The sequence below is a fragment of the Shewanella sp. AS16 genome, assembly GCF_021412365.1.
GTDB classification, from domain to species: domain Bacteria; phylum Pseudomonadota; class Gammaproteobacteria; order Enterobacterales; family Shewanellaceae; genus Shewanella; species Shewanella salipaludis.
Window position 1 is genome coordinate 1 of record NZ_JAKCLK010000247.1, and the last position, 292, is coordinate 292.

A 292-nucleotide genomic window follows, 5' to 3' on the forward strand; every position below is an offset into this window, starting at 1 on the left:
TGAGAACGCGGTCGCAATTTCCTACGAAAAGCTGCCTGGGTTCCCGGTAAGTACCGTACACGGTCATGCGGGTGAGCTGGTGCTGGGTTATCTCCAGGGGGTGCCAGTGGCGTGTATGAAAGGTCGCGGACATTTCTACGAAGGTCGTGGGATGACCATCATGACGGATGCAATCCGTACCTTTAAGTTGCTGGGCTGCGAGTTGCTGTTCTGCACCAATGCGGCTGGCTCACTGCGCCCTGAAGTGGGGGCCGGCAGTCTGGTCGCATTGAAAGATCACATCAACACCATG

The 292-nt window shown here is 56.5% G+C and carries 1 protein-coding gene; it reads left to right on the forward strand.

Features of this window, described 5'->3' with window-relative positions; genetic code table 11:
• Positions 1-31: 31 nt before the first annotated feature.
• Positions 32-292: phosphorylase family protein (locus LZP73_RS20190; protein WP_442800780.1), on the forward strand; the 261-nt coding region annotated here is incomplete at its 3' end.